6 protein-coding genes are annotated in these 6942 nt (G+C 70.0%); 2 read left to right on the plus strand and 4 right to left on the minus strand.

Going from position 1 to position 6942, the window contains the following annotated elements; genetic code table 11:
- Nucleotides 1-392: 392 nt before the first annotated feature.
- Nucleotides 393-752, minus strand: a complete 360-nt coding sequence (locus PV721_RS39225; RefSeq protein WP_319733021.1) for a hypothetical protein — start codon at nt 750-752, stop codon at nt 393-395.
- 509 nt (nt 753-1261) lie between these two features.
- Nucleotides 1262-1777, minus strand: coding sequence for an SRPBCC family protein (locus tag PV721_RS39230; protein WP_319733022.1), 516 nt, complete (start codon nt 1775-1777; stop codon nt 1262-1264).
- Between the two features lie 448 nt (nt 1778-2225).
- Here PV721_RS39230 and PV721_RS44200 point away from each other — a divergent pair, with 448 nt between their 5' ends.
- Nucleotides 2226-2717, plus strand: coding sequence for a ketosteroid isomerase family protein (locus tag PV721_RS44200; protein WP_416371276.1), 492 nt, complete (start codon nt 2226-2228; stop codon nt 2715-2717).
- A gap of 363 nt (nt 2718-3080) precedes the next feature.
- Here the strand turns inward: PV721_RS44200 and PV721_RS39240 are convergent, their stop codons facing one another.
- Both PV721_RS39240 and PV721_RS39245 read right to left on the minus strand, forming a co-directional pair.
- Complete coding sequence (locus PV721_RS39240; RefSeq protein ID WP_319733026.1) at nt 3081-3839, minus strand: alpha/beta hydrolase; 759 nt, start codon at nt 3837-3839, stop codon at nt 3081-3083.
- 186 nt (nt 3840-4025) lie between these two features.
- Nucleotides 4026-4394 (minus strand): hypothetical protein, encoded by a 369-nt coding sequence (locus PV721_RS39245; protein ID WP_319733028.1) that lies wholly within the window; start codon nt 4392-4394, stop codon nt 4026-4028.
- 958 nt (nt 4395-5352) lie between these two features.
- Between PV721_RS39245 and PV721_RS39250 the strand changes: the two genes are divergently transcribed.
- Nucleotides 5353-6681 (plus strand): hypothetical protein, encoded by a 1329-nt coding sequence (locus PV721_RS39250; protein WP_319733030.1) that lies wholly within the window; start codon nt 5353-5355, stop codon nt 6679-6681.
- Nucleotides 6682-6942 lie beyond the last annotated feature (261 nt).

A 6942-nucleotide genomic window follows, 5' to 3' on the forward strand; every position in this document is an offset into this window, starting at 1 on the left:
GACCCCCGCCACGGAGACCCCCGCCACGGAGACCCCGGAGACGGAGACCCCGAAGACGGAGACGCCGACCACGGAAACCCCGACGACGGAGACCGAGTCGTCCCAGGAGACCGGTGAGGCCGCCGCGGAAGCAAGTTCGGCCTCGTCCGGCTGACCCTGAGCCCGGCGATATAGCTCCTCGTGCTCGTAACGATTCACACGGTGAAGTCGCCCTGCAGCTGATCAGCCCCTGCCAGCCCCTGCCAGGCCCGTCGGGCCCCAGGGGCTTCGGCCTGCCCGGCCGGGGGCGCATCTGACCTTCGGCGCAATCCGCGCCCGTGCGTGTGCGCGGCGGGTGACTCCATCCAGCCGGCAGGGCGGGTCAGCAGCACGACGAAGCGTGAGCTTCCCGTTCAACCTACGGTGCTCTGCGAAGGAGGGTGGTTTTCGGTGGTGAGGGTGACGTGGGCGGTCCATGACCAGGGCTCCTGGGGCGGATCCCAGTTCACCTCGACGTCGGTGTCGTGGAAGTCGCGCGCCAGGTCCGTCACCATCACCGCCGCTGCGGCCCGCGCGTCGCGTGGGTCGGTGTTGATCGGCACGTCCAGGCGGCCGCACAGCATTCCGCCTTCCACGGTGAGGGCACTGGTACGCCAACCCTCCGGCGTCGCCAGTAGGACGATGCCCTTCGGAATGCCGAAGACGGCCTGGTTCTTCTTCTCCTTCTTGCGTCTCACCATGCCGCTATCCAACATCGTCGGGTTCGTGGCCATGAGTTGGTGGAGGATCAACTGTCGCGGCGCGGTTGGGTGCGTGTCTTGTGGTGAGCCGGCCGGCCGTCCGCCTTGCTGGTGGCGAGGGTGCGTCCGAACTCGTAGCGGCTGGCGGGCCGTCGGCTCTTCGGGCCGAGCGGGCGGCCGGGGCCAGGTCGTGTGGATTCCGGGGCCCCGGCGGGCATGCCCGCCGTGATACCTGGCCTCCGTGCCGCAGCGACCTTGCCCACAGGTCCAAGTCCTGGCCCCTGGCACACCCGGTGGGCTGGGGAAACCCCGGCCGAGCTCGAGCCCGTTCGACGCCGGACCTCTCACGGCAAGGTGAGTACATGTGCTTGAACCCGGTGCGGCCCCGGCCGGGGCGTGAGCCCTCGCGCCGGGGACACCAGCTTGACCGCTGTGCGGCCTGCCTTGACGACCTGCGCTTTCACGCTGCGGGCCGGGTCGGGGTATTTGGCCACCGCCCGCCCGCCTGCCGGTGCCGTCGTGAGGCGGGGTGACCGGCCGTATCAGGGGGTGGCGGGTTGTGCCTCCAGCTCCGACTTCAGGTTGCGCAGGGTGGCCCGGATGTTCTTGCGCTGGAACTCGGCGAACGTGTGCCCGCTCGTCGCGATCCTGTCGAACGTGTTGGCCACCGGGTCTGGCCAGCTGCGCCGGTCGTCGGTCCATGTCTCCGTCACCTCGGTGCCCTCGGGCACGGCGGCGAAACGATACTCCCAGGTGGCGATCGGGCCGCGCAGCCACGGGCGGCGCAGGCCTATGGCGTGGACCTTGAACCGGAAGACCTGGTCCGGGTCGGCGGCCGTCACCGTGCAACGGGTCGTCCAGCGGAACGGACCGCGCTTGTTGTGACCGTCGAAGACCATCCCGACCCTAGTCGCGGTGCCGGGACCCTCGGTCGGGGTCGCGCCCAGGTTCTCCGGGCTCCAGCGGCCCATGAGAGCGGGGTCGGAAACGTGCTGGTAGACCGTCGACGGGTCGGCCGCGACGATGATGGTGTCGCAAACGCTGAACGTGCGGGGCATGTGGCTCCCTCCTAGGAGGACGACGGTAGCGGCCGCCGCTCCACCCGGACCCCGGGCCCCCACCTCGGAGTCCGTCGGATCTCTCGCAGGGGCCGCGCCGGCACCCGTCAGGCCGTTCCGGCATCCGGTGCCGCAGGCGTCGTAGACGGGGATGGGGAGCGGGTCACAGGCGGCGGCACCGCGGTCCTGGGCGGCGGCGGCCAGATCACCGGCTGCCCCTGGACACTTTGGTTCCGCCCTTGTGGTGACCCTCGCCCAGCAACCACGCCTGCCGAAACGGCCTGCCCCCCGGCCGCGCAACCGTCCCTGCGGCGAAGCCGGGAGCCGTCGGCAGTGCCGCAGCGCCACGCCTCCCTGGCCTTTTTGATCGCCGCAGAATGGGGTTCGTGGGCTGAGGAAGAGGTTTTACGCGCGGGACAGCCTCGCCAGTCTCTACCGACCGGAGTCGATGCTCACCTGGGAGGGCCATCAGATCCAGGGGGCGAGCAACATCATCGCGCAGCTCAAGAAGCCCGAGATGAAGGTCGTCAAGACGCAGGTCACCTCGATCGACTCGCAGCCCGGGGCGAACAACAGCGTCGGGGTCCTCGTCACCGGCAACCTCGCCATCGACAACGCCTTCGACAAGCCGATGCAGTTCACCCGGGCATTCACCCTGGCGCCGATTCCTGGCCAGGGCCGGGGGCTTCTTCGTCTACAACGACATCTTCCGCCTCATTCTCGGCTAGTACTCCGACCCCGCCGGCCCTGTGCAGGGCGGTCAGCGGATCCTCAGGCCCGCTCCCGACGCTGCACAGGAGGGCCGCGCCACAGCGAGGGCCAGCATGCTGGGACTGCGCGATCTGACAGAGCAGGACGCCGACGCCGTCCGTCGCATCTACGCCGGCAGGGCGGTCGCCGACATGTGGTTCGGCCAAATGAGCAGCGCCCAGGCCCATGACCACGGGCGCGAATCGGGTGACCTGATCGGCGTCCTCCGACGCCATGCCGTCCACGCTGCCCGAACCCCGCGCACCACAGCGACGGCCTCCGGCCCGTCCTGCTCGCACCCGCCGCCGAGGTCGCCCGCCGCGCCTTCGAGGACTGCCGGTACATCGAGGGCCGGGTCCTGGCCGAGCCGAAGCGTGCGCGGCCGGGCCGTGGCAGATGGGTTCGTCGGTGTGGAGGATCGGGCCGCTGAGGCCGAGGAGTCGGGTGAGCTGGTGGGAGGGGTGGACCTGGGCTTGAGGCACGGGGGTGGGCCCGGCCGAGCACACGGATGTCGTGCTGCGACCCCCGGGTGGTGTGCGTTGCCGTCAGGTGGTCAGGTGGTCAGGAAGGTGCGGAGGGCGTTTGCGAAGTCGTCCGGGGCGTCGTGGTGGACGACGTGTCCCGCTACGAGTTCGACGCGGTGGACGCGGCCGGGATGGCGGGCGTGCATCTCGCGGGCGTGGTCGGGGGTGATCTCGTCGCTGTGGGTTCCGTGGACGAGGAGGGTCGGACAGGAAACGGCGGTCCAGTCGGCCCAATGGTCGCCGGTGAGGGCCTGTTGGGAGGCGACGGTGTCGTCGATGTCGAAGGAGAATCCCCACCCGCCGGCCTTCTTGCGGAAGGAACACTCCAGGTAGGGCGCAGCAGTTCCGAGCGTTTGGACCAGGGCTTCACGGGTGGGTTGTGGTCCGGGCAGGCGGCGGGTGAAGGCCGTGTCGATGTCGACGACGGCGCCGATGTCCTCGACGACCAGGGCGGTGACCTGTCCGGGGTGACGGGCAGCGTATTGGTAGGCGTTGACCCCACCGAGGGAGTGCCCCACCAGCGGCAGTGGGCCGAGCCCGAGGTGGTCGTGGAAGGCGGCCACGTCCGCGACGTAGTCTTCCCGGCCGTAGGAATCGGCGCGATCGGATTCCCCGTGCCCGCGCTGGTCCAGCGCCAACACCCGCCAATCCGGGGAGAGCAGGGCGGCCAAGGGAGCGAACGCCGCGGCCTCGTTGTAGTGCCCGTGCAGGGCCATGACGGGCTGGCCGGGCCCACCGAAATCGAGGTAGGACAGACGACGGCCGCGGTGAAGGAAGGAATGGCGCACGCCTGTGATCGTAGGAACCCCCGCCCGTGCGAGAAGCACCACCCCCCAGCCCCAGGTCATCGGCGCCGGTGCCGGCGGGCCCCGAGGGCAGGGGCGGTGCCGGCCCCTCGAGGGGACTCGATGTGCGTCCGGGAGACGGGAAAGCCCCCGCCTGGTCCGGACTCCCGGGGGCGGGAGCCTTGTCGGTCAGCGATTCGGAACCGGGGTGATTCGGAGAGGCGGCGGCGTGGGCTCCCCGGCCGGTTCTCGGGTCGGCACGTCCTCGTCGTGGCCGGTCCAGCAGCCCCATCGCCAGGCGACGGTGAACGTCGGCGTCTGCGAGGCGGACCCGGGCGCACACCAGGCATCCGGCTTGCCCTCGTCCGACGCCTGGGAGCCCTGCACGTAGCCGTCGGTGAAGTTCGTGGTCAACCCGGCGGCGAGGAGGAGCAGGGCGACGCGGACGAGGTAGGCGGCCCACGCGGGCGGCGCGGGCCTGGGGGCGAGCCCGAAGTAGGACGTGCCGTGCCGGCGACCAGGCAGGCCGGGCGGCAGGACGGGCTTCGAACCGGTCACAGTGCCCACTTCTTCGGCTCGGCGATCGAACTCGGCCCGTAGACGGCCGTGGCCGGGCGCGTTCCCTTGGCACGGCGAACATGATGTTTCCCCGAAGGCAGTCACCGGCCGCGAGCTTGGAGTTGTCGGCGAATTCCGGCTCCGTGCCGCCGGACGCGTACTCGTGCTCGTAGCGGACGCCGTCATCGGTCGCGAGCTGCCAGGCCGTTGAGTTGGCGGTGATGGTGGCCCCCGTCACCAGGCACACCTTGACCTCCAGGGCCGCCCACTCGTCGCCCTGCGCGCCGGCCGAGACCTCCGCGGGGGTCTGGCCCGCCTTCGCGGGCTGGACGTATCCCAGGACGGTGGCGGTGGTCTCGTAATCGCCCTGCGCGGGACCGCCGAACCTGTTGATGAACGTGTCCCCGAGGCTGAGCGGCTTGTTGACGGCCGGGGCCGACGTCGTCGGGGCGGCGGTGCCGGGCGCCGCCGTGGCCTTCGAGACGGTGGGCTTGGGGTCGGGCTCGCCGGGGCCGGATCAGCCGGTGACGAGAACCGCGAGCGTGGCGGCCGCGACGGCGCTGCGTATCACGGTGTGCGGAGATGCGGGCATGGTGGAGTTCCTTGTGGTGACCGTTCGGCGGGGGAGCTCGCGCAGAGTAGACCTAACGTTGATCAAGCCAGACACGTCCAGAACGTGAAACAGCCTCTGCCAGGCCGGGAATTACCGGGACGAAGGTTGCGTCGTGTGGGGGCTACCCAGGTTCGGCGGTCCGCGGAGGACGCCGTCACGTGCGAGGAGTCCGGGCGCGTAGGAGTTCGGGGGCGGCGGTGAGGTGGACGAGGGTGCCCTCGTCCCTGTCGCGCGGTGCACGCCGGCAGGTGGATGTGCCGGGCTCCACTTCCCAAGGGCTGTGTGTGGGGGGCGGTAGACGGATAGCTTGCGAGGACATGCCGTATTCGGAGAGTGAAGGCCCAGATGAAGAAGTTCCAGAGTGTTGTGCTGGCGGCAGCGGTCACGGTGGCGCTGGGAGCCTGCGACTCGTCGCAGACGGACGGCTCGCCCCGGCCCAAGGACGGCAAGCCGTCCGCAACGGGTGAAACGGCGTCGTTGACGCCCAGGGCCGAGCAGGCACAGGTTCCGCCCGCGTTCGACGGCAGTAAAGGGTGGGCTGTGATGCAGGGGGAGCGGTTAACCCAGCCGACCGTTGCCCCGCATGCTCAGCTGGTGTTGTTCCGCAAGACGTACGAGGACGGAGCTGCGTTCGGGGTGGAAGCCCGCGACGCCCGTACCGGAGCCGTCCGCTGGTCGAGCGCTCCCTGGAAGCCGAGTGAGCGCACGGCCGAGTTCCAGGCAGACGACGTGAAGCTCTTCGTGACCAGCAAGGACGGTAAGGACCATGCCGTCCTCGTGGCCGCGGTTCAGGAGGGGAAGGACGCGATCTCCCGGGGCAGTGCCATCGCCAGGGCCTCGGTCTTCCCTGCCGATTCCTCCGGCAAGAACGTGGCTCCGGCACGGCAGGTGAGCATCCCGGGAGTGGGGAGCAGCGCCCGCCCCCACGACGCGAACGGCACTCTCGCGTTCGGCAACGACAAGGAAGTCACAGTCGTCGACATGACGACCGGAGTGCTCGCCTCACCCCAGGACTCACGCAGCCGGGACTACCTGCTGAGGATCACCGGGTCCGTGAACGGAACCTTCCACATGGCGGATGCGTGGCCGGGGCAGGCCATCGTCCCCGCCGGAGCGCAAGAGTCGAGCGGGATCGAGAACGGAACAGCGCACGGTGTGCGCGGCGGATATGTCGTGGCCCAGTGGCCGTCCAAGGACGAGGCGTATTCCGCGCTCGGGCTGCCGATGAACCATGTGTGGGCACTGCATGACGAAAGCCGGGGCAACCCCGTGTACGCGCTGCCCTGCAACGGCGTGAACGAAGCTGCGGTTGGCTCGGAGAACCGGGCCGTACTCAGTGACAACGGGCGCTATCTCGTCACCGCGTACACGGCCTTCGACCTCCAGGCCAAGAAGGGCTACTGCTTCGGGGGCACCCAGGACACCGCCCGGGTGGACTTCATGGGGGTGGACAACGCCGGCACGGCGTACGGCAAGGCCAGGACGCCGAGCGGAACGGGCATCCCCGTCTCCGTCGACATCGCCACCGGAACCCACGCCGAACTCAGCGGCGTCACCCTCCCGACCCGGGTATCCGGCGATGTGGCCCTGTACGAATCGGCGCCGCAGAACGAGAACGCCCCTGCGGCTGACCTCGCCCACCACGCCGTCCTCAGCGTCTATCCCAAGCGCTGACCTGCTGGCCGGACCCCGAGCAGCACACGCTGTCTGGATGGGTTCGCCGTCGTGCGGACGACAGGTCCGTGGCAACCGCCTGCGCATGCGATCACGATGCGGCGGGGTCCGGCGGCAAGGCTGGCATCGTTGGTGAGGTTTGCGAGGAACTCGCGGGCGCCGGGGTGTTCAGGACGACGTTCCGGACGCGGGGTGGAAACCGTCGAGGTCGAGGATGCCGCGGGCGGGGGCCGGGTCTCGGAGCCGGTCGCGGACGTCCTC

The organism is Streptomyces sp. MB09-01 (genome assembly GCF_033794505.1).
Taxonomy (GTDB): domain Bacteria; phylum Actinomycetota; class Actinomycetes; order Streptomycetales; family Streptomycetaceae; genus Streptomyces.

Coding starts and splice junctions, on each gene's coding strand:
- PV721_RS39225 (WP_319733021.1), bottom strand. CDS start 752: ATGGCCACGAACCCGACGATGTTGGATAGCGGCATGGTGAGACGCAAG.
- PV721_RS39230 (WP_319733022.1), bottom strand. CDS start 1,777: ATGCCCCGCACGTTCAGCGTTTGCGACACCATCATCGTCGCGGCCGAC.
- PV721_RS39250 (WP_319733030.1), top strand. CDS start 5,353: ATGAAGAAGTTCCAGAGTGTTGTGCTGGCGGCAGCGGTCACGGTGGCG.
- PV721_RS44200 (WP_416371276.1), top strand. CDS start 2,226: ATGCTCACCTGGGAGGGCCATCAGATCCAGGGGGCGAGCAACATCATC.